Origin of the sequence: Streptomyces sp. NPDC001339 (genome assembly GCF_042895955.1) — a bacterium.
Classification (GTDB): Bacteria; Actinomycetota; Actinomycetes; order Streptomycetales; family Streptomycetaceae; genus Streptomyces.
This window is the reverse complement of the sequence record NZ_JBIAWT010000007.1, coordinates 130,381-154,687: the sequence shown is the minus strand read 5'-3', so window position 1 is coordinate 154,687 and position 24,307 is coordinate 130,381. Positions and strand designations below refer to the sequence as shown.

Genomic DNA, 24,307 nt, shown 5'->3' with positions numbered 1-24,307 from the left:
CCAGCAGGAGCAAGGAAAAGATGGAAGGGGAGGGACCGGCGTGCTCGGCAACTACCTGATCGGTCTGCGCGAGGGCCTGGAGGCCAGCCTCGTCGTCTGCATCCTCATCGCCTACCTGGTCAAGACCGGCCGGAGGGAAGGGCTGCGGCCGGTCTGGCTGGGGGTCACCCTCGCCGTGGTGCTGTCGTTCGTGTTCGGCACGGTGCTGCAATTCGGCTCGCAGACCCTGACGTTCGCCGCGCAGGAGGCGCTCGGCGGTTCGCTGTCGATCATCGCGGTGGGCCTGGTGACGTGGATGGTCTTCTGGATGCGGCGCACCGCGCGGCATCTGAAGCGGGAACTGCACGGCAAGCTGGACGCGGCCCTGCGGATGGGCACCGCGGCACTGGTGGTCACCGCGTTCCTGGCGGTGGGCCGGGAGGGCCTGGAGACCTCACTGTTCGTCTGGACCGCCGCCCAGTCCGCCGACGACGGTGTACGGCCGCTGCTCGGGGCGCTGTTGGGGCTGCTGACGGCCGTGCTGCTGGGCTGGCTGTTCTACCGCGGCGCGGTCCGGATCAACCTCGCGAAGTTCTTCACCTGGACGGGCGGGATGCTGGTGGTGGTCGCGGCGGGCGTGCTGGCGTACGGCTTCCACGACCTTCAGGAGGCGGACGTCCTGCCGGGGCTGGGCACGCGGGCGTTCGACGTCAGCGCGCAGATCCCGCCGGACGGCTGGCTCGGCACGCTGCTCAAGGGCGTCTTCAACTTCCAGCCGGACCCGACCGTCCTCCAGGTCACGGTGTGGGCTCTGTATCTGATCCCCACGCTGTTGTTCTTCTTCGCCCCGGGTAGGGTTGCGCCGAATCGTGCCACCCCGGCGGCCGCCCAGTCCGCCCCGGTCGCCCCGAAGGAGCCCGAGCCCCATGACACGCAGGTCGCCGATCCGGGTGCCCGTAACTCTGACGTCGGCAGCGGCGGCGCTGCTGATACTCAGCGGGTGCGTGACGGTGCACGGCGAGCGGGTGACGCTGCCGGCGGTGTCGAAGGCTGACGGTGCCAAGGCCCTCCAGCGCTTCGCCGACGGCTTCAACAAGGGCAACCGCGAGCTGAATCCGGAGCTGAACCCCTCCATCGAGAGCGGTGCCCTGCTCGCCATCGACCAGGCGGGGATAAAGGCGGCGCGTGCGCTCAACCCGCGGGGCAACCCCGGCTTCCGGGCGCTGACGTTCAAGGACGCGCATTTCACCGTGCCCCGGCAGAAGGGCTGGCCGCGGTACTTCATCGCGGACGCGGACACCAACCGCAAGGGCACCGACGGCTCGTTCCGCCGGTGGTTCCTGGTGTTCGGCCGCAACGGCATCGACGAGCAGTGGCGCGCGGTGTATCTGGCGGAGTTCGACGGCAACAAGGCGCCGAAGCTGAAGACCGACCAGGACGGCTACGCCGAGCCGGTGCCCGCGGACGGGGCGTCCGGGCTGACGGTCGCCCCCGGCAAGCTCAGCCGCAGCTACGCGGACTACCTCAACACCGGGCAGGGCAGCACCTTCGCCCCTGGCCCGCACACCGACGGCTGGCGGGCCAGGCGGGCCCGGGACGCCAACCTGCCCGGCCAGCGGATCCAGTGGGACGACGCCGCCACGGACCATGCGCCGGTGGCGCTGCGGACCGCGGACGGCGGTGCGCTGGTGTTCTTCTCGACGCTCTACCACCAGCTGAAGACCGTCTCGACGGGGGCGCGGATCACCGTGCCGCCGGCGCTGCGGGGCCTGATCGTGGGTGCGCACAACCCGCAGCAGGCGATCAGCCGGATGGCCTTCACCACCGTCTCGATGCAGGCGGTCACGGTGCCGGCCGAGGGGGCCGGCGGCAAGGTCACCGTACTGAACCGCCGGGAGTCCAAAACCGAGGTGAAGCCGCTGTAGCCGGCGGCCGGTGCGCGGGCCGGCGGCCTGTGGGGCGGGCCCGGCATCCGGTGTACGGCCCCCGCGGTCCGTTAGCCGGCGTGAGCGGGCTCAGCGGCCGATCGGCCAGGCCGCCGTCTCGTGGTAGGGCTCGCGGTCGGCGCGGTCGTGGAACTCGGCGCAGGCGTCGGTGAGCGACTCCAGCAGGGTCAGCGGGTCGGGCAGCGGCAGCTCGGGGCCGCGCAGCCAGGTCACCGCGGGCTGCTCGCCGGGGAGCGTCGAGGGCGGCAGGAGGACGTAGCTGCCGCGGCAGTGCCAGCGCAGGCCGGGGTGCTCGTCCAGGGTCTCGGGATGGCAGTCCAGCTCACAGGGCCACCACTCGTCCTCGTCGTCCGGGGTGCCGCGGGTCGCGGTGAAGAACAGCATCCGGCCGTCGCCGAAGCGGGGGTCGCCGCTCAGGGTGATCGGGCCGACGTCGATACCGGCCGCCTCCAGCCGTCCCAGGGCGCTGCGGCCGGCCTCGACGGGTACGTCCAGGACATCGTGGGCGATGCCGGTGGCGGTGATGAAGTTGGCCTGCGGGAGGGTCCGGATCCAGGCGGCGACCTTGTCGCGGTCGGTGGTGGCGACGGTCTGCCAGCCGAAGGAGACGGGGTGCCGTCCGGGGGTCGGACAGCCGATGCGTTCGCAGGAACAGCCGTAGCCGGACGGATGGGCCGCGGGCGCGATCGGGAAGCCCGCTCCGGCCGCGGCCAGCAGCAGGTCCTCGCGGCCGCGCGCGGCGGCCGATCCCGTGTCCGTATCGCCGCCGTCGGATCCGCTCTTCGGCCGGCGCAGCCACTGGGAGAACCTGCTCTTGCGTTCCATCTATCCCCTCACTTCGAGCGGTGGTCTGGGATCAATGCTGCCACCATCCTGCGTCCCGGGTGACCGGTGTGGAGATCCGGGGTGAACGAAGGACGGGCGAATACCGGCAATTCACCTCATCGGCGACGCGGCACGGCCTCGCCCGCCGGCCGTCCGGCGCCGGTCAGCCGCGGGGGCGCAGGCCGTTCAGTACCTGGTCGACGAGGGTGTCGACGAATTCGTGGGTGAGCGGACCGGTACGCATCAGCCAGCGCTGTGAGAAGGGACTCAGCACCATTTCGACGGCCACGCGTACGTCGACACCGGTGGCCACTTCACCGGCTTCCTGGGCCGCCCGCAGTCGTTCGACGTAGACGCGGGTGCCGGGCTCCATCAGCCGGGCGACGAACGTCCGGGAGAGCTCCTCGTTGTTGGCACCGGCCACGGCGAGGGCGCGGTAGGGGGCCTCGAACGCCGGGTCGTTGAATTCGTCGGCGGTCGCCCGGAGCACGGATTTCAGGTCCGCGGCCAGGTCGCCGGTGTCCGGGAAGCCCTTCGCGTAGTCGTCGTCCTCGATGCCGGCGGTGAACGCGTCCAGGAGGACGGCGGCCTTGGAGGGCCACCAGCGGTAGATCGTCTGCTTGCCGACGCCGGCCCGGGCGGCGATGCCCTCGATCGTGAGCTTTTCGTAGCCGATCTCGCCGACGAGTGCGAGGGCGGCGTCGAAGATCGCGCGACGGGAGCGTTCGCTGCGACGGGAGGGGTCGGGGGCTGCTTTGTTGGCCATGGTGCGGAGTCTAGCGAGAAGAGGCGAGACGTATCGTCTTGACGAGACGAACCGTCTCGGTGGATAGTGAGGGCGTGTTCAACGAGACGCATCGTCTCGATGGGCTGGTCCGAGGGGCATCCGAGACGACGAAACGAGAGGGGACGTCCCATGGCCAAGGGAAACGCGAACGGAATGCTGGGGGTCGGAGGAACCCGCAACAAGCTCTCCCGGGGGTCGCTGCGCGGCGGCGCCGGAGGCGGCCGTGGCGGCCAGGGGCACGCCGACGCCCAGGCGCAGCGGCAGGAACTGCTCCGCAGATTCCAGGAGCGGACGCGGAAGGAGTGAGCCCCGCACGGGGCGGCGCTCCGCGGAGCCCTTCGCGGCTACGCGGGCCAGGCGTCGCCCCACGAGGCGTCGCGGGCGTCCCGGTAGCCGGCGCCCTGACGCTTGGTGACCGTCGTCCGCCGCAGACCGTCGTCGGCCGTGCACAGATCCAACAGCACCTGCCCCTTGCGGAGTTGGGGCTTGCGGACGATGCGGGCGGCCTCGGGCGACGCGTCGAGCGAGGTGGCGGCCACGTAGCTGAACTTCTCGTCCTCGTACGGGAGGGAGCCGCCCTTGACCTGCCGGTGGAGGGAGGACCGGCTCACCCGGGCGGAGAAGTGACACCAGTCCTCCCCCGGGACGATCGGACACTCCGCGCTGTGCGGGCAGGGGGCCACCACCCGCAGCCCGGCGGCGATGAGCCGGTCGCGGGCCTCGCGGATGCGCGCATAGCCGTCCGGGGTGCCCGGTTCGATCACCACGACGGCCGTCGCCCGGGCCGCCCCGTCGACCACCGCGCGCCGGTCGTCCTCGGTCAGCTCGCCCAGCACGTACGAGACGGTGACCAGGTCCGTGCCGTCGGGGATCGTCAGGCCCGCGCCGATCGTCCCGCGGCGCCACTCCACGTCGCCCAGCACTCCCCCGGCCAGCTCGCGGCCCAGCGCCAGCGCGGGCTCGGCCCAGTCCAGGACGGTGCTGCGGTGCCCCCGCCAGGTGGCGGCGGTGGCCCAGGTGGCGGCACCGGTGCCGCCACCGATGTCGACATGGGTGGCCGGGGACCAGCCGGGGACGCGGGCGGCGAAGGCGGCCAGGGCGGCTCGTACGGCCTCGAAGGTGGCCGGCATGCGGTAGGCGGCGTACGCGGCCACGTCCGCGCGGTCGCGGAGGACCGGGGCGTCGGTGGGGGTGCGGCCCCGGTAGTTGCTGATCAGGCGGTCCACGGCCTGCGCGGCCTGCTTGGGCGGCAGGCCGTCGAGCAGGCCGGCCAGTGCGGCGCGCAGTTCGTCGTGCATTGGAGGAATTCTACGGGGGAGCGACGGGGGAGCATCAGCCTCGCGGGCGCTCAGGCAAGGGAGCGCACCACGGCCCGGGCCAGCCGGGTGGCGGCGGCGGCGCGCGGGGCGCTGCCGCCGCACCGCCGACGGGGGTGGACGGTGTTGGCCAGCAGGATCAGGAACGTGTCGGTGGCCCGGTCGAGGACCAGGCTGGTGCCGGTGAAGCCGGTGTGCCCGGCGGCGCCGTGGCCCGCCAACTCGCCCATGAAGTACGGCTGGTCGATGCCGAATCCGAGACCGGGCGGGTCGAGCAGGGCGGCGACCGCGCCGGCGCCGAGGATCCGGGTACGCCCGTACGCGCCGCCGTTGAGCAGGGTGCGGCACAGTACGGCCAGGTCCTGGGCGGTGGAGAACAGGCCCGCGTGGCCGGCCACCCCGCCGAGCGCCCAGGCGTTCTCGTCGTGCACCTCGCCGCGGAGCATGCCCCGGTCCACCTTGGCCCAGGGGCGCCGCTGGTCCTCGGTGGCCGCGACGCCGTGCGGCGCCAGTGGGCCGAAGCAGGTGCTGGTCATGCCCAGCGGGCCGGTGATGCCCTCATGGACCAGGACGTCGAGGCGGCGCCCGGTGAGCTGCTCCAGGATCAGCTGGAGACAGATCAGGTTGAGGTCGGAGTAGAGGTAGCTGGTGTCCGGGCGGCCGGTGGGCTCCGCCACCTCCCGCCACAGCAGCTCCAGCTGGGCGCCGCGCCCCTGGTGCTCGTAGAAGGGCAGCTCGGGGGCGAGGCCGGAGGTGTGGGTGAGCAGCTGGCGGACGGTGATGCCGGGGGTGAAGGCCGGCAGATGGACCTTGACCTGGTCGTTGAGGACCAGGCGGCCGCGTTCGACCTGCTGGATCGCGGCGATGGCGGTGAAGAGCTTGGTGAGCGAGGCGAGGTCGAAGACGGTGCCGGTCCGCATCGGCTCCCACCGGTCGCGGGGCAGCTCCAGGCCCTGGTCCTGCCCGGCGTCGTACGCACGGTAGCGCTGGGCCCAGCCGGCGGCGGCCTCCGCGACCACGACCGGCCCGCGGCCGGCCAGCACCACGGCTCCCGGCGACCACGGCGGCCGGCCCTCGGGCAGCGTCCGTACGCCGTGGACCAGCCGTTCCACCCACGCGGGGTCCAGTCCCGCCTGGGTCGGCGTGCCGTAGGTGAGCCGGTATGCGTTCAGCGTGCGGTCCTCTCGCCCGTGCTGCTGCTCTCCTGCGTGGTGCCCTTACTCCGTGACGCCCTTCTCCTGCTCCGGGGCCCTTACTCCGTGATGCCGCTCTCGTACGCCGTGGTGCCCTTGTCCTGCTCCGTGGTGCCCTTGTCCTGCTCTGTGATGCCCTTCGTGATGCCCTTCGTGATGCCCTTCTCCTCTCTACGCTGCCACGGACGGCACATACCCAGAAAGCTGACGAGCGCCAATACGGCGCATCCGAGCTGGACGAGGGCCATCGGGACGGCGGTCCGCTCGCCCGCGATGCCCACCAGCGGGGAGGCCACCGAGCCGAGCAGGAAGGTCGAGGTGCCCAGCAGCGCGGAGGCGGAACCGGCCGCGTGCGGGGTGCGCAGCAGCGCGAGGGTGTTGGTGCTGGGCATGACCAGGCCCATGGCGGCCATCAGGACGAAGAGCCCGGCGGCCATGGGAGCCAGTCCGACGTGGCCGAAGACGCCGGAGGACATCAGGAGCAGGGCGGCCGCGGCGACGGCGATCAGCGCCAGCCCGGTGGCCAGCACGTTCTCCATCCGGACCCGGCCGACCAGCACCTTGCCGTTGAGCTGGCCGACCAGGACCAGGCCGATGGAGTTGAGGCCGAAGAGCAGGCTGAAGACCTGCGGGGAGGCCCCGTAGATCTCCTGGACGACGAACGGCGAGGCCGAGATGTACGCGAAGAGGGCGGCGAACGCGAACGCGCCCACGAGGAGGTAGCCGGAGAAGGTCCGGTCGGCGAGCAGATCGCGCATGGTGCGCAGCGTCGAGCCGAGGCCGCCGGGGTGCCGGCGCGCGGGCGGCAGGGTCTCGTGCAGGGTGCGCCAGACGAGGAGGGTGAGCGCCAGGCCGACGGCGGTGAGCACGACGAAGACGCCGCGCCAGTCGGTGATCTGGAGGATCTGGCCGCCGATGAGGGGCGCGACGACCGGTGCCACCCCGGAGATCAGCATCAGGGTGGAGAAGAACCGCGCCATGGCGACGCCGTCGTAGAGGTCGCGTACCACCGCGCGGGCGATGACGATGCCGGCGGCGCCCGCCAGGCCCTGCAACAGGCGGAAGGCGATGAGCAGTTCGGCGGTGGTGGCGACCGCGCACAGGGCGGTCGCCAGGACGTAGATCACCATGCCGGCCAGCAGCGGGCGCCGGCGCCCCCATTTGTCGCTCATCGGGCCGACGATCATCTGGCCCAGGGCCATGCCCGCCAGGCACGTGGTGAGGGTGAGCTGGACGGTGGCGGCCGGGCTGTGCAGAGCGGCGCCCACCTGCGGCAGGGCCGGCAGGTACATGTCCATGGAGAGCGGCGGAACGGCGGTGAGCCCGCCGAGGACGAGGGTGACGAGGAGGCTGGTGCGGCGGGACGCGGCCGGTGCGGACGGTGTGGCCGGTGCGACCCGTTCCGCTGCCGCGCCCCGCCCGGATATGGCGGGCGAGTCCGAGCTCCCCGTGCTCTCGGCCGCGCTGGGGCCAGGCTCCGTCATGAGTGTCTCCATGGGTTGGTGATGGCCAGCCCATGGTGTCATGCACGGGGCGGTCTCCACCCGTCCGCGGCCCGGTCCCTTGGACCTAGGGCCTGGGTCGGAGGTCCGGAGGTCCGGAAGTCCGGAGGTCCGGAGGTCCGGTCAGGCCGACTTGAGCCCCGGGGCGCCGGCCTCGGTGACGAACGACGCGGCGGTGGTGACCGGCGCTCCCGGGGTGGTGACGGCGGACACCGTCCGGTAGTCGCCGCGGGCGGTGTCCCGGTCCAGGGTGACGGTGAGGTAGCCACGCCGGCCGTTGTAGAACTTCAGGTGCGGGTTGGCGGCCATGTACGTGTCCCAGTTGGCGGGCTTGTCCGCGCCGTCCTCGCCGCTGGCGATCGACGTGGTCACGAACTCCACGCCCGCGGTGCGCGATCCGGGGTCCTTGAAGTCCCGTTTGATGTCGAAGCCGTAGTGGACGTGCACATCGCCGGTGAGCACGACGAGGTTCTCCACTCCGGCCGACTCCGCACCGGCCAGGACCCGTTCGCGGGAGGCGGTGTAGCCGTCCCAGGCGTCCATGCTGACCTGGTAGCCGGGGCCGGTGGCGTTGCGCCGCTCGGAGAAGGTGACCTGCTGCGGAAGGACGTTCCAGCGGGCGGTGGACCGCCGCCAGCCGTCGATCAGCCAGCGCTCCTGGGCGGCACCGGTCAGAGTGCGCCGGGGGTCCCTGCTCTCGGGCCCCGGGGCATGCCAGCCGTCTCCGTAGGCCTGGTCGGAGCGGTACTGGCGGGTGTCGAGGATGTCGAACTGGGCGAGCTGCCCGTAGCGGACCCGGCGGTAGAGCCGGGCGTCGGGGCCGTTGGGCCGCTGCGGGCGGCGCAGCGGCTGGTTCTCCCAGTACGCGCGGTAGGCGGCGGCCCGGCGGACGAGGAACTCGGCGGGCGGGAGGTTGTCCTCGCTGATACCGGCGGCGTAGTTGTTCTCCACCTCGTGGTCGTCCCAGGTGACGATGAACGGGTGCGCGGCGTGGGCGGCCCGCAGGTCCGGGTCGGACTTGTAGAGGGCGTAGCGCAGCCGGTAGTCCTCCAGCGTGACCGTCTCGCGGTTGAAGTGCGCGGGCAGCGTGCGGTCGGTGTAGTTGCGGGCGCCGCCGGCCGCGTCGACCGGGTACTCGTAGAGGTAGTCACCGAGGTGGAAGACGACATCGAGGTCCTCGCGGGCCAGATGCCGGTAGGCGGTGTAGTAGCCGTCGTGGTAGGCCTGGCAGGAGACCGCGGCGAGCGACAGCGCGGACGGCCGGGCGGTCGGGGCGGGCGTGGTGCGGGTACGGCCGACGGGGCTGATCCACTCGCCGGCGCGGAAGCGGTAGTAGTACACGCGGTCGGGCGCGAGGCCGGTGGGCTCGATGTGCACGGAGTGGTGGAACTCCGGGTGGGCGTCGGCGTGTCCGCGGCCGGCCGGCCGTGTGAAGCGCTCGTCGTGGGCGACTTCCCAGCGGACCTCGACCCTGGCGTTCGGCATCCCTCCCCCGCTCTCGTACGGGCGGGGGGCCAGGCGGGTCCACAGCACCACGGAGCCGGGCTGAGGATCGCCGGAGGCGACGCCGAGGGTGAAGGGGTTCTCGGTGATCTTCCGCGGATCGGCCTCGGCGGCGGCTGCGACGCCCGCGCCCGGGACGCCGGCCGCGAAGGCGAGCGCGGCGGCGGCCCCGGTGGCGGTGAGGAAGCGGCGGCGGGCGACGTGCCCGGCGGCGGCCCGGATCTGCCGCTCGTACGGTGCGGTCTGCTGCTCGTACGGTGCGGTGTGCGTCATCTGGCCCTCCCCTGGCTGTGGTTGTCCCTGCCATTGCAGGGCCGCGGGACGGCGCGGCCCTGTCCCGTGCACGACGCAGGCATGACAACCGGATGATGCTTGCGGCCGGACCGGACGCGGTCGGACATTCGAGGCATCCGGCGGCTGTCGGCGGGGAGTCGTACGATTTGCGGTGTGGCAGAACTGATGGGGCGTGACGGCACCTGGAGCTTCGACGGCGAAGGCGTGCGCATCGTGCCGGGGCACGAGCGCGGGGTGCACAAACTGCGCCAGGACCTGGGTGAGTTCACGGTGCCGCTGACCGCGGTCGCCGGGATCGGGTACGAACCGGCCCGCAAGGGCGGCCGGCTGCGGCTACGGCTCCGAGACGGGGCCGATCCGCTGTTGCAGGTCACCGGCGGCGGACTGCCGGACGACGCGAACCCGTATCAGGTGGCCGTGGACCCCGGTCGGGTCGATGTCGCCGAGTACTTCGAGGACGCGGTCCGGCAGGCCCTGATCCTGGCGGAGATACCGGACGGGCCGTGCGACCGCTATCTGCTGCCCGGCCCGTCGGTACCGCTGTCGGCCGCCGGGGCGGACGGACTGGCCGCCTTCGACGGCGAGCGGGTACGGATCGAGTGGCGCTGGAACACCAGCGAGGCCAAGCGGAATTGGGGGCCCAGGGAGTTCGCGCTGGCCGACCTGGCGGCGGTGGAGTGGCGGGCCGCGGCGGGCCTGGAGTCGGGCTATCTCCGCTTCCGCACCCACGGCGCGCCGGAGCCGGTCAAGCCGGATCACGACCCCAACTCCATCGAGTTGTGGGGCTTCAAGAAGGAGAGCGGAACGACGGCACTGCTGGCCACCGCGGTGGCGGCGCGGCTGCCGCACCCCTCTGCCCCCAGAGGCACATCCCTCCCCGCCGGGAAGTCCCTGCCCGCCGGGACGCCGGCCCTCACCGCGCCCGCCCCGACTGCCGGATCTCCCGCATCTGCCGCACCCTCCCCGCGCGCTCCCCAGCCGGGCGTCCCGGCCGGCGCACCAGGCGACACCCACGACGACCACGACGCGCTGCTCCGCCGGCTGCGCGACCTGGGCGAGCTGCGCCGCGACGGCATCCTGACCGAGGAGGAGTTCACCGCCGCGAAGGCAGCGGTCCTCCAGCGCTTCCACACGTAGGGCCCCGGTCCCGCTCCTGGTGGAGTGGGACCGGGGCCTGCTGACGTACGGCCCTACGTACGGGTCATCAGGACCAGTCGGTGCAGCTGTTGACGAGGTTGCCACCGTCGAACCGCGCGATCTGGACGCCGACCTCGAAGATCCCGGTGTCCTCCTTCGCATAGGTCTTCCAGCTGCCCCAGGAGCCCTTGCCACCCTTGCCGACGTGCCAGGCCCAGTACTTGACCTTGCCGTTGACGTTCTTCGTGAGCAGCCGGATGGCCGGATTCTTGCCGTCGGCGAGCGTGTCGTACGTCGTCATCGACACATTGATGTGGTCCGTCGCACCGCCGAAGTTCTCCACCCGCAGGTTGCCGTTGGCGCCGGTGGTGCCGCAACTGGGCTGCAACGTGGCAGCATTCGCCGTCGTCGGCAGGAATGCCGTCAGGACCAGGGCCGCGGCACCCACACCGAGGCTCTTCACAGATGTGCGCATGGCTCATCCCCCTACTGTCATGATCATGGCCAGTTCCGATCATGGGACGCTATCCGGAATGAGTCAAACCGGTGACGCGCGCCGACCGCCCGGTTCACCGACCGTATGCCGTTTACGCTGCCGCCATGGCACAGAACTCAGAGCGGGAGCGGGCAGGGGCCGGGGCAGGGGCAGGGGCAGAGGCAGCACGGACGATGCCGACGGCACGGGCCGGGGAGGCCGGCGGGGTGGCGACGGCCACCCGGCCCACGCTGCCGGTGCCCCCCTCGCGGGGCGGGCGGAGCCCGCAGACGGCGCCGGCGCCGCAGGAGGAGCGGCGGGGCGGAGCCACCCCCCGGAAGGTGGCCGTGGTCACCGGCGCCGGTTCCGGCATCGGGCGGGCGGTCGCCCGAGCGCTGGCCGACGACGACTGGACGGTGGCACTGGCCGGACGGCGCGCCGAAGCCCTGGCGGAGACCGCCCGTCTGGTCGCCCTCACCGATATCGACAGCCCCACGGTCATGACGGTGCCGACCGATGTCACCCGCCCCGAACAGGTCGACGCCCTGTTCACCGCCGTACGCGACCGCTTCGGCCGGGTCGACCTGCTGTTCAACAACGCGGGCACCTTCGGCAAGTCGGTACCGCTGGACGAGCTGACGTACGACGACTGGCACGCGGTCGTGGAGGTGAACCTCACCGGCGCCTTCCTGTGCGCGCAGGCCGCCTTCCGGACGATGAAGGCCCAGGACCCGCAGGGCGGACGGATCATCAACAACGGCTCCCTCTCCGCCCATAGCCCCCGGCCGCACTCCATCGCGTACACCGCCACCAAGCACGCGATGACCGGCCTGACCAAGTCCCTGTCCCTGGACGGACGTCCGTACCGGATCGCCTGCGGGCAGATCGACATCGGCAATGCGGCGACCGAGATGACCAGCCGGATGCAGACCGGCATTCCGCAGGCGGACGGCCGGGTGGCGATCGAGCCGGTGATGGACGCGGCGGACGTGGCGCGCACGGTCGCCCATATGGCAGGGCTGCCGTTGGAGGCCAATGTTCAGTTCGCGACCGTACTGGCGACGAACATGCCCTACATCGGACGCGGTTGAATCCGGGTACGGGCAGCCCCTCTCCACCAGGAGTCCCCACCACGGAATGACCCACCGTACGCATCGGGCCCCCGCACCCGTCGCGTCCCCGTACGTCTCGCGTCCCCGTATCCGTCGCGTCCCCGTACGCCTCGCGCCCTCGTATCCGTCGCGTCCCCGTACGCCTCGCGTCCCCGTACGGGTTCAATCCCCGTACGCCCTCTCCCGCCCTGCCCCTTCCGCTGGCACTCTGGCTTCGGATCCGCACCACTCGTCTGCCGGGCCGCGGCCGCGCGGCCCGCCCCCACGGCCGCGTACGCCTGCCGTGCGCGCCTCCGCAGAAGGAGTCACGTGTGAGACGAAACGAACGGCCAACCCTTCGCTCCATACCCCCACTTGACGGCATGGCCATCGGACATCCGGCGGTGCACAGGGGCCGGGCAGCCCTGGGCACGCTGACGGCCGCCGGTACGCTGCTCGCCCTGCTGCTCCCGGCCGGCTCGGCCGGCGCCACCACTCCCCGGAACTCCCACGACGCCACCACCTCGCACGCCGCACTCGACGCCTTCTGGACGGCGAGCCGGATGCGGTCCGCCACCCCCCTGGACCTCGACGCTCCCGCACGGAAGCCCACGACCACGGTCCCCCGCGGTACCCCGGTGAACGTCCCGCCGTCACTGCCACCGCTGCCATCGATGACGTCGCTGCCGTCGCTGGTGCCCGGGGTCATCCCGCAGGCCGGTGGGCCGTGGACCGGCGGCGGTGCGGTCACCAAGACCGCCGGCCGGGTGTTCTTCACCTACCAGGGCCGTAACGCTTCCTGTTCCGGCGACGCGGTGACCAGCGGAAACAAGAACACCGTGATCACAGCCGGGCACTGCGTGAAACTGAAGGGCGCCTGGCACACCAACTGGGTCTTCATCCCCGGCTACCACGACGGCCAGGACCCGTACGGCAAGTGGGCGGCCGCCAAGACGCTCTCCACCCCGCAGTGGACGGCGAGCGAGGACATGAACTACGACGTCGGTGCGGCGATCGTCACCCCGCTCGACGGCAAGAACCTCACCGATGTCGTCGGCGGCCAGGGCCTGGCCTTCAACTCCGGCTACAACAAGGCGATGTACGCCTTCGGCTACCCGGCGGCCGCACCGTACGACGGCAGCAAGCTGATCTACTGCAGCGGCACCACCATCAAGGACCCACTGTTCTCCAACGACCACGGACTGGCCTGCAACATGACCGGCGGCTCCAGCGGCGGCCCCTGGTTCACCTCGTTCGACGAGAAGACCGGCACCGGTCTGCAAGCCTCGGTGAACAGCTTCGGCTACCAGTTCCTGCCGGACACGATGTTCGGCCCGTACTTCGGCGATGACGCCAAGAAGCTCTACGACCAGGCCCAGGCTTCCTGAGCCCGGCCCCACCCCCTGACTCCGGCGGCCTTCCTTCCTCCGCCGGCCGCGCACGACACGAAACGGCCCCGCTCCCGGCCCTACGAGGAGGGACGGAGCGGGGCCGGTGACGTGCGCCGGGCTAGAGCATGCCCTTGACCGGCAGCTGGTCCGCGCTCGGCAGCCCCTTGGTCGGCAGCCCCTTGGTCGGCATCCCACCGAGCAGCGCACCCTTCGGCACCCCGCCCTCCGTGGCCGCCTTGGCCGCCCCGACCGTCTCACCCAGGACGCCCGCGGCTGAGCCCGCTGCCCCACCGGCCGCGGGCGCCGCCCCGTGCGCCAGGCCGCCGGCCGTCTGCACGGCCCCGCCCGTCGCCTGACCGGCCGCCGCCGCGGCCCCGCTCGCCGCGCCACCCAGGCCGGCGGCGTCGCCCAGGCCGGCGGTGTCGCCACCGGTCACCTTGCCCAGGTCAGTGGCGTGCGTCAGATCGGCAGCCTGGGCAGCACCGGCAGACCCCAGCGTCAGGGCAGCTGCGGCGGTAGCGGCAGCCGTTAGGACTCGTCGCATCAAAACTCCTTCAGAAGTGCGGAGATGAGCTTTTACGATGAGAACGACGATCCCTTCCGCCGGACACGCAACAGCCCGGATGCGCAACAGAGACGATCTGTGACGCCATCGGCCCGCGCTGTCGCTACCGTCAACAGCGCGGCCGTCAAAGCACAACTGTTCTCGACTGTTCTCGGCGAACCTCCTGCTCGACCTCTCCTTCGGCAGGCTGGACGAGACGGAGAAGGAACCGCGCGGGCCGCATCGCCCGCCTCGCCTGACCTGAACTCGCGTGAACTACCTGTCCTGAACTCGTGTGATCTGTCCGTCAGTTGCAGAGGAGGACGATCACGCACTTGTAGTCGTCGCCACCTCCACCAGCCGGGCTCGACTGCACGGCAGCAGCCTTCGTGACGACGTGAGAGGCGGGCGTCGCGGCTACGGCGGAAGTGGCCGTCGCCATCCCTGCCGCGAGAGCAAAGCCCAGGGCAGTGCCGACCGCGAGTACTCGTGCAACGGCGTTCTTGCGGAAATGCGTCTGTGTTCTGTTCATGCGAATCACGATGCACACCCTCGCGCCCGGTGTCGCGCTGAGCGTGGCTGACCGGGTGAACCACGCGGATTCCGACGATCCGGGTTCGCCCTGACCTGCTGTTCGTCGCCTGCGGGAGCCGCTTGAGCCGTGTACTCCGGCCCACCACTCCCTGGCGCTCTCCATGATCACCCAGGCAGCCACACCGGGCAACCGGGACGCCGGAGCCCCCCTCCCGTACGGCCGCTGTCCGGCCTCCGCCCCTCCCTGCACCCGTGCCCCCGCGCCCCCTACGGACTACGGAGAGATCGACCTATGGACAGATCGGCGGAAGCTGGGTGGAATCCGGCACCACAGATCCGATCCGGCGACACGCATGGCGAACGTCACACCACGAGGACCGGCACCACCCGGACAGCAGGATCCGGGAATGCCGCGCGGGGAAGTGGCACCGGACGCTTCCGGCCAACATCACCGCCGCGCCCGCTGCGCTCCGCAATCCGCGCCGAGGAGTAGCGCCCCATGGGGCAATTCACTTTCGGCCACTCAGTTCACAGTTGGTTTGCCCGCGGATTCCGGGAACGGCACCGTCCAACGTCATATCCGGCCTCGGGAGCCGGAATTGAGCGGGGAGCGCGGAGCGCGTCGCCCCCCTGATCGTCGTTGACACAGAGCACGCCGATTCTTACTGTCTGCCTGGCTCGCCGAGATGAATGGGCCGGCCCTGGGAGCCCGCCCCGAGCAGCCCTTCCTTTGCCGAATGTTCAGCGAATCCTTTCCGGAATGAGGTGACCAGTCGTGGAACTGGCCATGTCCGTCACAGCGCGCGAGGAGTTTCTCGCCGGACTGCATGTGGGCGTCGTGGGCGTGGACGATCCACGTGGGGAGAGCGCGCCGTTGCTGGTACCGGTCTGGTACGGCTACCAGCCCGGCGGAGAGGTCATCGTGCAGACCGGCCGGGAGTCGTTGAAGTACCGGCTTATTCGCGATGCCGGCCGGTTCAGCATCTGCGTACAGAGCGAATCGGCGCCGTACAAATACGTCAGCGTGGAAGGCCCGGTGGTATCCGTGGCCGACCCGGTACCGGCCGCCGAGCGCGAGGCCCTGGCCCGCAGGTACCTGGACCCGGAGACGGCCACGGACTATCTGGCGGCCAACGCTGGTCAGCTGACCGACGACGTGCTGATCCGTATGCGCCCGCAGCGCTGGCGTACGGCCGACTTCGCCGCATTCGCCGCGGAGTTCAGCTAGCGATCACCCCGCCCACCCGCCGGCAGTTACCCGCCGGAAGAGTTACCCACCGATCAGGTCACCGACCGGGTTCGGCGGACCGACTCCGGATTGTTCATTCGGCAACAATACCGACTTGTTCACCACGGCCGGCTTGTTCACCACGGCATTGCCGGGCGGTGCACGGCATGGCATGGCAATGACAGGGAGCACTCCAATGGCACTGGAAATGACGACCGAACCCTGGTTAGCGGGGCCTGCTGTTGGCGCGCCCGGCCACTCCGCCCCCCAGATTTCCGGGGACCACCGGAACCAGAGCATCCATCAGTTATTCGACGTCCAGGCGTCACTGCGTCCCCGGGCGAAGGCCGTACTCCACCACGGCCGGGCAATGACGTACGGCGAACTCAAGGAGCGTTCCGACGCACTGGCCGCCCGGCTGTACGACTCCGGCGTACGGCCGGGCGACTTCATCGGAGTGTGCGGAAGCCGTTCCGTGGACGCACTCGTCGCGTTCCTGGGTATTCTCAAAACCGGTTCCGCCTACGTACCTCTCGATGACACCTACCCGCCCCAGCGGCTCCAGGCCATGGCCGACGACGCGGGCGTACAGACCGTCGTCACCCTGCCGGGCAGCGTCTGCCGCGTCCGGCGGATACGCACCCGCATCGAGCTGACGGGTACCGGTCAGCCGCCCGTCCGCCCGGCCCAGGTCCCGGGCGGCGACGTGACCCCGGCGGACTGCGCCTACGTGATGTTCACCTCGGGCACGACCGGCCGTCCCAAAGCGGTGGCCCTTCCGCACCGCGGCGTGGTCCGGCTGGCCACCTCCGATCTCGTCACCCAGCGGCCGCGCCCGGGCGAGCGCGTACTGCATGCCTACGCGCTGTCCTCGGACAGCTCCACGATCGAGATCTGGTCCGCCCTGCTGAACGGCGGCTGCCTCGTCCTGGTCGACCGTGAGGAGCTGCTGTCCCCGGTGGCGCTGGAGGAGCGGCTGGTCGCCGAGCGGGTGGCCGTCGCCTATCTGACCACCGGGGTGTTCCACCACGTGGCACGTACCAGGCCGCAGGCGCTGCGGACGCTGCGCTTCGCCTCGGCGGGCGGCGAGGCGCTGGACCCGGACCTGACCCGGGCGGTGCAGGCCGCCTGCCCGGACACCACCGTGGTCAACTTCTACGGCCCGACCGAGAACAGCGTGGTCTCCACCGCGCACCTGGTGCGCGACCTGCCGCCGGACCAGATATCGGTGCCGATCGGCCGGCCGCTGGAGAACTCCGCCTGTTACGTCGTACGGGACGACGGCACGCTCGCGGACGCGGGGGAGGAAGGCGAACTGCTGGTCGGCGGGGACGGCCTGGCGCTGGGGTACCTCGGTGACCCGGACCTGACGGCCGCACGGTTCGTCTCTCCCGCCTTCGACACCTTCGACGCCACTCCCCCGCCCGAGCCCCTCACGTCCGAGCCCTCCGCCGCCGAGGCCTCTCCCTCCGCCGGGACCTCACCGTCCTCCGGGACCTCTCCGTCCGCCGGCCCCGCCGTCCGGCTGTACCGCACCGGTGACCGCGTGGTCCGGCGCCCGGACGGGGTCCTGGAGTACCGCGCCCGGACGGACCGTCAGATCAAGCTCCGCGGGTACCGGATCGAGCTGGACGAGGTCGAAGCACGCCTGCGGGCGGACGACACGGTCGGCGAGGCCGTCGTCGAGCTGACCGGCGAGAGCCTCATCGGTTACGTGAGCCCGGCCCGGCCCGGGACGGCAGTGCCCCTGGACCGGGTCCGCCAGGACCTCGCCGCCTGGCTGCCGGCCGCGGCGGTGCCCGCGCGCCTGCTGGAGGTCGCGGAGTTCCCCGTGACCCCCGCGGGCAAGGTCGACCGGCGAAAGCTCCGGGCACTGACCGATCAGGAGGACCGTGGAGGCCGAGGAGACCGCACGGGTCACACGGGTCACACGGGCCGGGGCGGCCGCCCGGACCAGGCTGTCTCCGCACCCACCACCGGCCCCTCCGCCGCGCCTCCAGCCACCGGGGAAGACTCCGGCCTGACGGACACCCTGACGGACACCCTGGCCGACGTGTGGCAGCTGGTGCTCCGGGTGCGCCCGGCCACCGATGACAGCTTCTTCGGCCTGGGCGGTGACTCGCTCCTGGCCGCCGAGGCCGTCAACCGCACGCTCGCGGCACTCGGCATCGATCCCCGGCACGGCAGCTCACTGATCCGCGGCCTGCTCCAGGCGCCCACGCTGGGCGGTTTCGCCGCCGCCGTCGCCGCCGTACAGGACGGCCGCGCGCCCACCACCGCCCCCGTAGTCACGACGGACCTCCGTGCCGAAGCCCGCCTCGGTTCCCCCCTGCCCGAACGCCGGGGTCCCGCTCCCGACTGGCAGCGGCCGAAGGACGTGCTGCTGACCGGCGCGTCCGGATTCGTCGGTGCCTTCCTGATCGACAGCCTGTTACGTACCACCGATGCCCGTGTGCACTGCCCGGTACGCGGCCGCGACAGTGCGCACGCCCAGCAGCGGGTGCTGGCGAACCTGGCCCGCTTCGGCCTCTCCCCCGCCGACGGCGACGCCGAGCGCATCGTGTGCTTCCCCGCCGACCTCGCCGAGCCGGGCCTCGGCCTGGCGGCCGGCCACGCCGAGAAGCTCGCCGACTCCCTCGACCTGGTGATCCACTCGGCGGCGCAGGTCAACTTCCTCTACCCGTACGAGGCGCTGCGCCGGGCCAACGTCGAGGGCACCAAGGAGCTCATACGGCTGGCGGCCGTACGGGGCGTGCCCGTGCACTTCCTGTCCACCGTCGCGGTGCTGGCCGGCTTCGGCACGGCCGGGGTCGGGCACGTCGACGAGGACCTGCCGCTGGACCACGCCGACCGCCTCACCATGGGTTACGCCGAGAGCAAGTGGGTCGCCGAAGAGGTCCTGCGGGACGCCGCGCGCCAAGGGGTCCCGGTGGCCGTCTACCGCCCGTACGAGATCACCGGCGACCGCCGCAGCGGCGTCTGCAACACCGAGACCGCGATCTGCTCGCTGTTCAAGACGGTCGCCGAGACCGGCCTGGCGCCCGACATCCCGCTGCCGATGGACTTCGTACCGGTGGACTACCTCGCCGATGCCATCGTGCACATCGCCACCGGACGGCCCACGACCGACGACACGTACCACCTGACCAACCCGCGTCCGGCCGCCTTCCAGGACGTCCTCGACCGGATGCGCGCCGCGGGGCACACCATCCAGGAGCTGCCGTACGACGAGTGGGTCGAGGAGCTCGTCCGGCACGTCGCAGCGCACCCCACGAGCGCCACCGCGCCGTTCGTGTCCCTGTGCGTGGACCGCAGCAACAAGGCGGATATGTCCGTCAAGGAGATGTTCTTCGAGGGCACCTTCCCGACCCTGGGCCGCGACAACGTCGAGCGCGCGCTCGCCACCAGCGGCCTGGACTGCCCGCCGGTGGACGCCCAACTCCTCGACCGCTACCTGGAGTTCTTCTACACGACCGGCTATATCGAGCGCCCCGCCGCGCCGGCTCCGCGGGAGGGATCGCATGCGTGAGTGTCCCGCGGCCGCTGGACCGCACCCTGCGACGGTACTGGACGTTCCGGTGCTGGACCTGCCCGTGCCGCCGCCCGGCACGATGGGCCCGCCCGCGGAGTACGAGCGGCTGCGCCGGGAGTGCCCCGTGGCGAAGGTACGTCTGCCGTTCGGCGCCACCGCCTGGTACGTGACCCGTTACGACGATGTCCGGCAGCTGATCGCCGACCCCCGGCTGATCAGGCCGACCATCAACGACTGGCCGGCCCGTCCGGACACGGACGCGGACGCGGACACGGGCGACACCGGCGCAGCCGAACCGGGCCTGGTCACGATGATGGAACTGGACGGCCCCCGGCACCTGGCCCTGCGCCGGGCCCTGGCCGAACCCTTCAGCGTCCGCGCCATCCGCCGCCATGTGCCGGCCATGCGCCGGGCCGCGGACGAACTGCTGGACGCCTTCGCCGCCGCCGGACAGCCGGGCGACCTGGTGGCGGGGTACCTGGAGCCCTATCCGCTGCGGGTGATGTGCGACCTGGTCGGCATCCCGTACGAGGACAGCGAGGACTTCCTTCCCATGGCGGACGCCGCGCTCGGCGCGATGCTCACGCTGGAGGAGGGGCGCAAGGTCACCCGCCAACTGCGGGAGTACATCGGCTCTCTCATCGACCGTAAACGGCGCACGCCCGGCGACGACATGCTCACCGGACTGGTCCGCCAGTGCGACGCCGGCGACGTGGACCAGGAGAGCGTGGTGAACTTCGGCCTGTCCATGCTCGTCGCGGGCTATCGGACGAGCACGATGTTCCTGGCCGACGCCGTGATGGCGCTGCTGACCGAACCCGGCCAGTACGCCCGGCTGCGCGACGACCGCGACCTGCTGCCCGGCGCGGTCGAGGAACTCGTGCGCTACGTACCGGTGATGAACGGTGTCGTCGTTCTCCAGGCCGTCGAGGACTTCGAGCTGCACGGGCAGACGATCCGCGCGGGCGACGCCGTGCTGCCCGTGCTCGCCGCCGCCAACCGCGATGGCACCGTCTTCCCCGACGCCGACCGGCTCGACCTGTGCCGCAGCGACAACCCCCACCTCATGTTCGGCCGCGGGGCGCACAACTGCATCGGCTCGCACCTCGCGCGGGCCCAGATGACCGTGGGCCTGGAGGCCCTGTTCGACCGCTTCCCGAACCTGACGCCGGCCGACGGGCACCCCGCCGTCTGGGACGACGAGTCCCCGAGCAAATCCCCGCTCACCCTCCCCGTCAGCTGGTCCTGACCCACCGCGAAGGGCCCTGACCGCTTCGCCTTCACTCTCGCCCAGCGGCCGACGACTCCGCTGTCACGCATTCCCAACTTGCTTAGAGCGACGGGAAGTTCATCGAGCCACCCTGCCGATCGTCGGCAGTCAAACAGCAGTCCGTGGAGGCCCCCAGCGACGGGTGACTTCCACGGACTGCCTATGTCTCACGTCTGGCGGGACATCTGATTCAACTCGTGTAGAAGCGCTTGACCGCCTTCAGGAACTCCTTGTCGCTCAGCTGTCCGTCGTTGTCGCTGTCGAGCGTCGCGAAGTAGCTCGCCGCCTCGGCGGGCGGCATGCACAGGAAGTCGGCCGCCCGGAGAAACTCGTCCTGGCTGATGGAGCCGTCGTCGTCACCGTCGAGCACGGCGAAGAGGGTCTGACAGACCTCCCCCTTGCCCGGACGGCTCGGGGAACGGAACTCGGGCGAGGTGCGGGTGGTCACGTACTCGTCGGAGGTCAGGCGCCCGTCACGGTCGGCGTCGCCCAGGAAGAGGAAGGATTCCCACTGGGTCTCGTTGGCCCGGATCAGGGCCTGGGCCTTGGGAGAGTCCTCGGCGATGCCGAGGGCGGCGAGGAGCTTACGTGGCGCACGCAGGAAGTCGGTGCGGTCGACGACTCCGTCGCCGTCGGCGTCCATGCGCCGAAACTCCTCGAGAATCGCGTTGTTGCTGGTAGTGGTCATGCCGCCACAGCGTGCCAGCCTCGGCTCCCACCGGAGGGCCGTCCGACGCCCGGCTCCCTCTCACGAGTGAACGGCTCACAAGTGAACGGCGAAGCGGAAGTACGCCGCAGAGACCGACCCCGGACAGCCCCGCACACCCTGGAGTTCCTCTGAAAAAAGTCCCCCCTGAAAATGGGTTCCCCTAAAGCCGATGAGCGATCCTCTCATCCTTCAACGACTTAAGGATTTGCTGTAGCTCCTGCTTACGCTCCAGCGAGATGCCCTGACTGCCAAGCTCCGTCTCCACTGTCGCAATTGCCTTCGCATTCTGATTGCGAATCTCGCGCTGCTCAAGTTTTACGAAGATCCAGCTCATGAGGATCGCGAACGCCACGGCTCCCACAGGAGCAATATAAAGAAATATCTTTCCCGCAACAGTGTCGCTGCCGAGGTTGTCGGAAAACGCGGCCAGACCAACACCCCCGCCGGCACCCCCAAAGGAGGCATTCAGATGATCTGCGTTGAACACTCTGCGAGGTTGACCGTTCAGCAGCAATCCCTCAGCCGAAGCCCCTGCACCCCCGATGTGGCCAGACAAAGACTCACCCTTCCCTGGCGGCATTCAGTCGCTTCTGAAGGACCTCGAGGTACTCCTCGGCCTCCTTCGGATTGGAAAGGTCAAGGCGTACCTTCACCCCCTTGACCTCAATAGTGGCTTCCGTCGAGCGTCGGGAGCTTTTCCATAGAGCGATCATCCGGACCAACGCTGGAAGCCAAAGTCCAGCAGCCCCAGTTAACGCGAGCAGCTGTTCGATCTCCACGTATCCCCCTCTGGCAGACAGGACTGCGAGGCCAGGCTACTGCACAACGACTGCACCATGAAGCCATCTGGACAAGGCAGAACGGCCCGACAGCGCCTCACTCACCCTGTCGACAACATCAAACATGAGAGGTCACTCTGACAACGTCCAGCACCCCGGCGCGCCCCTAACACCTCCTCGCCCGAACAACGCCTGACCACCTGCGGGGTGGCGCATCAGGCCACCCTCCGATCAGCCCCGCTCGCCGCCTCACCCTCGGCTTCATATTGCCCAACCTTCGCCGCGAGCGCACACTTCTGCCCGAGAATGACCACAAGCTGTTCTACCGCTGGAAGATCGCCAGGATCGACCTCCTCAAGAAGAGTGACGAGGTCCTTCAGGTGATCGGGAATGGCATCGTCCGGCCGTACGGAATACCACTGCTCCGCAATGAGTTCGTTGGCGCGCCGCTCCGAAATCCTGAGAACGCGGGCGATCCCCCTGACGTACTTCGGGGCCGGCGGCGTCTCCATCCGGTAGTTGGCCATATTGTTCCACCAGGCCGACGAGCGCTCCCAACCGCATGCGGCAGCCATTCGGTTGAAGGTCATGCCGCCAATCAGATTCCGGCGACGCACAGCCCGGCTAAACACATCGACACCCATGGCCCGACACCCTATGGGCTCATCCACAGAGATGAACAACCCAATCTAATAAATCCATCCTTACGAAGGGGAGATAATGAAATCGCTTGACATCTGCAATGCTTGAAGAACTAAGAACAAGGGGCCTCTCGGCCTGACCGGCCGCCCGGCCGGCCGGGCGCTTGACCTCAAGTCAACTTGACGTATGAGAGTGCAGGGCATGAACCACGACATCGCCCACGCCTCCGCCTACACCTCCGCCCACACCTCCGCGCTCCCCTTCTCCACCGATTCCCTCGACGGACTCGCCGCCCGGATCGCCACCGGCGCCACGATCGTCGGCATCGGCGGCTCCACCCGCTTCTCCCACGAGGTCTCCGGCCTCCAGGACCAGCTGTTCCGCCGCCTGGTCACCCAGCACGGCTTCCGCCTCCTCGCGCTGCAGGAGCACGCCGGGGCCGCCGACCGCCTGGACCGCTACGTACGCACCGGCGAGGGCTCCGCCGAGAGCGCGCTCGACGCCTCGTGGCGCCCATGGCGCACCACGGAGACGGCCGCGGCGCTCCGCTGGATCCGGGCGTTCAACCGCGACCACCCGGACGACCAGGTCCGCATCATCGGCACGAAGCCCGCGCAGGCGCAGCACGAGGACTACGACGCCGTGCTCGGCCACGTCCGCGCCGTCGCCCCGGACCGGCTGCCGGAGCTGGCCGCGCACCTGGAGCCGATCAGGACCGCGCACGACCTCGACGAGCACGTCCAGCGGTCCCAAGGGGTGCACCCGGGACGCCCGTTCGCCGAGCACGCCCGGGACGCGCTCGCGCTGCTCACGTCCCTGACGACGGCGGAGGGGGCGAAGGGCGGCGAGGCCGTACTCGCGCGGATGCGTCTGATCGTGGACTTCCATGAGCAGAGCGTCGCCGGGCGGGGCAGCTTCGGCGGCGAGGACGACGCGGCGGCCGACATGCTGGCCGGACACCAGCGCCGGACGGGCCTGCGCATGGTCTTCTGGGACGGCATCGCACACACCTCGGCGGCTCCGTTCCGCCTCGGGATGGTCTCCGACGGCGCCCTGATGCCCAGCATCGGCAGCGAGCTGCGCGCCCGCTACGGGGCGGGTTACGTCGCGGTGGCGATCGGCTTCCACCACGGGGACCTGGGGGTCGTCACCGTCCCGGAGCCGCCCGCGGACTTCCTGGACGCCGAGCTCGGCCGGGCGGACACGCCCGCGCACTGGCTGGATCTGCGCGGGGAGCACGCGGGGGACGGGGAGCGTGGGGAGCACGCGGGGGACGGGGAGCGTGGGGAAGACATCCGCCGCCGTTGGGCGGGCCCGGCGAAGATGCGGGTCATCAGCGGGGTGTACGACCCGGCGCAGGACGCGGACGCCTATCTGAGCGTTGCCTCCCTCACCGCCGCGTTCGACGTGCTCGCCCACGTCCACGAGGCCCATGCCGCGCACTGGCTGGAGGGCGTGCGGCACTGATCGGCACTGACCGGTGGAACACGGGGCTGTGCTTGGCGGGATCACTCCCTGAGTCTCCTCGCCGGACTCGCCCTGGAGTGGAGCTCGGGCAGGGTCGAAGGCGATGCTAATAGGGCGAAAGGCAGCAAAAGGGGCGGGCGCCACTCGGCCTGCCGATGTGCGA

The 24,307-nt window shown here is 70.7% G+C and carries 23 protein-coding genes; 10 read left to right on the top strand and 13 right to left on the bottom strand.

Features of this window, described 5'->3' with window-relative positions; translation table 11 throughout:
• The first annotated feature begins 40 nt into the window (after nt 1-40).
• Together efeU and ACFY12_RS21635 are read left to right on the top strand one after the other, a co-directional pair.
• On the top strand, nt 41-1,033 hold the full coding sequence (gene efeU / locus ACFY12_RS21640) for an iron uptake transporter permease EfeU (RefSeq protein WP_390717478.1): 993 nt from the start codon (nt 41-43) through the stop codon (nt 1,031-1,033).
• Complete coding sequence (locus ACFY12_RS21635) at nt 1,020-1,904, top strand: hypothetical protein (RefSeq protein ID WP_390717477.1); 885 nt, start codon at nt 1,020-1,022, stop codon at nt 1,902-1,904. Before efeU ends, ACFY12_RS21635 begins: the two co-directional genes overlap by 14 nt.
• 90 nt (nt 1,905-1,994) lie before the next feature.
• Here ACFY12_RS21635 and ACFY12_RS21630 read toward each other — a convergent pair whose 3' ends face one another.
• Both ACFY12_RS21630 and ACFY12_RS21625 read right to left on the bottom strand, forming a co-directional pair.
• A complete protein-coding gene (locus tag ACFY12_RS21630; protein ID WP_390717476.1) occupies nt 1,995-2,750 on the bottom strand; it encodes a bifunctional DNA primase/polymerase in 756 nt (251 codons plus the stop codon).
• Between the two features lie 163 nt (nt 2,751-2,913).
• On the bottom strand, nt 2,914-3,516 hold the full coding sequence (locus tag ACFY12_RS21625; RefSeq protein WP_390717475.1) for a TetR/AcrR family transcriptional regulator: 603 nt from the start codon (nt 3,514-3,516) through the stop codon (nt 2,914-2,916).
• A gap of 150 nt (nt 3,517-3,666) precedes the next feature.
• Here ACFY12_RS21625 and ACFY12_RS21620 point away from each other — a divergent pair, with 150 nt between their 5' ends.
• Nucleotides 3,667-3,843, top strand: a complete 177-nt coding sequence (locus ACFY12_RS21620; RefSeq protein ID WP_390717474.1) for a DUF6243 family protein — start codon at nt 3,667-3,669, stop codon at nt 3,841-3,843.
• A gap of 38 nt (nt 3,844-3,881) precedes the next feature.
• Here ACFY12_RS21620 and ACFY12_RS21615 read toward each other — a convergent pair whose 3' ends face one another.
• From ACFY12_RS21615 to ACFY12_RS21600, 4 genes are all read right to left on the bottom strand, one after another.
• Nucleotides 3,882-4,835 carry a small ribosomal subunit Rsm22 family protein gene (locus ACFY12_RS21615; protein WP_390717473.1) on the bottom strand — a complete coding sequence of 318 codons (954 nt, stop codon included), beginning with the start codon at nt 4,833-4,835 and terminating at the stop codon, nt 3,882-3,884.
• Nucleotides 4,836-4,885: 50 nt separating this feature from the next.
• Entirely contained in the window at nt 4,886-5,965 is a 1,080-nt protein-coding gene (locus ACFY12_RS21610; RefSeq protein ID WP_390717472.1) for a serine hydrolase domain-containing protein, read from the bottom strand.
• Between the two features lie 140 nt (nt 5,966-6,105).
• The gene (locus ACFY12_RS21605) at nt 6,106-7,530 is read right to left on the bottom strand and encodes a multidrug effflux MFS transporter (protein WP_390717471.1); all 1,425 of its coding nucleotides are present in this window, start codon (nt 7,528-7,530) and stop codon (nt 6,106-6,108) included.
• A 141-nt stretch (nt 7,531-7,671) separates the two neighbouring features.
• Complete coding sequence (locus ACFY12_RS21600) at nt 7,672-9,324, bottom strand: alkaline phosphatase D family protein (protein WP_390717470.1); 1,653 nt, start codon at nt 9,322-9,324, stop codon at nt 7,672-7,674.
• A 174-nt stretch (nt 9,325-9,498) separates the two neighbouring features.
• Between ACFY12_RS21600 and ACFY12_RS21595 the strand changes: the two genes are divergently transcribed.
• Nucleotides 9,499-10,482 (top strand): DUF4429 domain-containing protein, encoded by a 984-nt coding sequence (locus tag ACFY12_RS21595; protein ID WP_390717469.1) that lies wholly within the window; start codon nt 9,499-9,501, stop codon nt 10,480-10,482.
• Between the two features lie 67 nt (nt 10,483-10,549).
• Here ACFY12_RS21595 and ACFY12_RS21590 read toward each other — a convergent pair whose 3' ends face one another.
• Complete coding sequence (locus ACFY12_RS21590) at nt 10,550-10,957, bottom strand: hypothetical protein (RefSeq protein WP_390717468.1); 408 nt, start codon at nt 10,955-10,957, stop codon at nt 10,550-10,552.
• 194 nt (nt 10,958-11,151) lie between these two features.
• On the opposite strand from ACFY12_RS21590, the gene ACFY12_RS21585 reads away from it, so the two are divergent.
• Complete coding sequence (locus ACFY12_RS21585; protein ID WP_390717846.1) at nt 11,152-12,048, top strand: SDR family oxidoreductase; 897 nt, start codon at nt 11,152-11,154, stop codon at nt 12,046-12,048.
• Nucleotides 12,049-12,431: 383 nt separating this feature from the next.
• On the top strand, nt 12,432-13,436 hold the full coding sequence (locus tag ACFY12_RS21580; protein ID WP_390717467.1) for a trypsin-like serine peptidase: 1,005 nt from the start codon (nt 12,432-12,434) through the stop codon (nt 13,434-13,436).
• 121 nt (nt 13,437-13,557) lie between these two features.
• Here the strand turns inward: ACFY12_RS21580 and ACFY12_RS21575 are convergent, their stop codons facing one another.
• Together ACFY12_RS21575 and ACFY12_RS21570 are read right to left on the bottom strand one after the other, a co-directional pair.
• Nucleotides 13,558-13,983 (bottom strand): ATP-binding protein, encoded by a 426-nt coding sequence (locus tag ACFY12_RS21575; protein WP_390717466.1) that lies wholly within the window; start codon nt 13,981-13,983, stop codon nt 13,558-13,560.
• A gap of 307 nt (nt 13,984-14,290) precedes the next feature.
• On the bottom strand, nt 14,291-14,515 hold the full coding sequence (locus ACFY12_RS21570) for a hypothetical protein (RefSeq protein ID WP_390717465.1): 225 nt from the start codon (nt 14,513-14,515) through the stop codon (nt 14,291-14,293).
• A 789-nt stretch (nt 14,516-15,304) separates the two neighbouring features.
• On the opposite strand from ACFY12_RS21570, the gene ACFY12_RS21565 reads away from it, so the two are divergent.
• The 3 genes from ACFY12_RS21565 (at nt 15,305) to ACFY12_RS21555 (ending at nt 20,526) form a co-directional block, all read left to right on the top strand.
• The gene (locus ACFY12_RS21565) at nt 15,305-15,745 is read left to right on the top strand and encodes a pyridoxamine 5'-phosphate oxidase family protein (protein ID WP_390717464.1); all 441 of its coding nucleotides are present in this window, start codon (nt 15,305-15,307) and stop codon (nt 15,743-15,745) included.
• 196 nt (nt 15,746-15,941) lie between these two features.
• Nucleotides 15,942-19,274: an amino acid adenylation domain-containing protein gene (locus ACFY12_RS21560; RefSeq protein ID WP_390717463.1), complete on the top strand. Its 3,333-nt coding sequence runs from the start codon at nt 15,942-15,944 to the stop codon at nt 19,272-19,274.
• Nucleotides 19,267-20,526 carry a cytochrome P450 gene (locus tag ACFY12_RS21555; protein ID WP_390717462.1) on the top strand — a complete coding sequence of 420 codons (1,260 nt, stop codon included), beginning with the start codon at nt 19,267-19,269 and terminating at the stop codon, nt 20,524-20,526. The genes ACFY12_RS21560 and ACFY12_RS21555 overlap by 8 nt, the downstream gene beginning before the upstream one ends.
• A 211-nt stretch (nt 20,527-20,737) precedes the next feature.
• Here ACFY12_RS21555 and ACFY12_RS21550 read toward each other — a convergent pair whose 3' ends face one another.
• The 4 genes from ACFY12_RS21550 to ACFY12_RS21535 all read right to left on the bottom strand — a co-directional run bounded on the left by ACFY12_RS21550 (nt 20,738) and on the right by ACFY12_RS21535 (nt 22,679).
• On the bottom strand, nt 20,738-21,235 hold the full coding sequence (locus ACFY12_RS21550) for an EF-hand domain-containing protein (protein WP_390717461.1): 498 nt from the start codon (nt 21,233-21,235) through the stop codon (nt 20,738-20,740).
• A gap of 181 nt (nt 21,236-21,416) precedes the next feature.
• The gene (locus tag ACFY12_RS21545) at nt 21,417-21,743 is read right to left on the bottom strand and encodes a hypothetical protein (protein WP_390717460.1); all 327 of its coding nucleotides are present in this window, start codon (nt 21,741-21,743) and stop codon (nt 21,417-21,419) included.
• A 73-nt stretch (nt 21,744-21,816) separates the two neighbouring features.
• Complete coding sequence (locus ACFY12_RS21540; protein WP_390717459.1) at nt 21,817-22,035, bottom strand: hypothetical protein; 219 nt, start codon at nt 22,033-22,035, stop codon at nt 21,817-21,819.
• Nucleotides 22,036-22,250: 215 nt separating this feature from the next.
• Nucleotides 22,251-22,679 (bottom strand): hypothetical protein, encoded by a 429-nt coding sequence (locus ACFY12_RS21535; protein WP_390717458.1) that lies wholly within the window; start codon nt 22,677-22,679, stop codon nt 22,251-22,253.
• Between the two features lie 199 nt (nt 22,680-22,878).
• Between ACFY12_RS21535 and ACFY12_RS21530 the strand changes: the two genes are divergently transcribed.
• Nucleotides 22,879-24,144 (top strand): erythromycin esterase family protein, encoded by a 1,266-nt coding sequence (locus ACFY12_RS21530; protein WP_390717457.1) that lies wholly within the window; start codon nt 22,879-22,881, stop codon nt 24,142-24,144.
• Nucleotides 24,145-24,307: the final 163 nt, after the last annotated feature.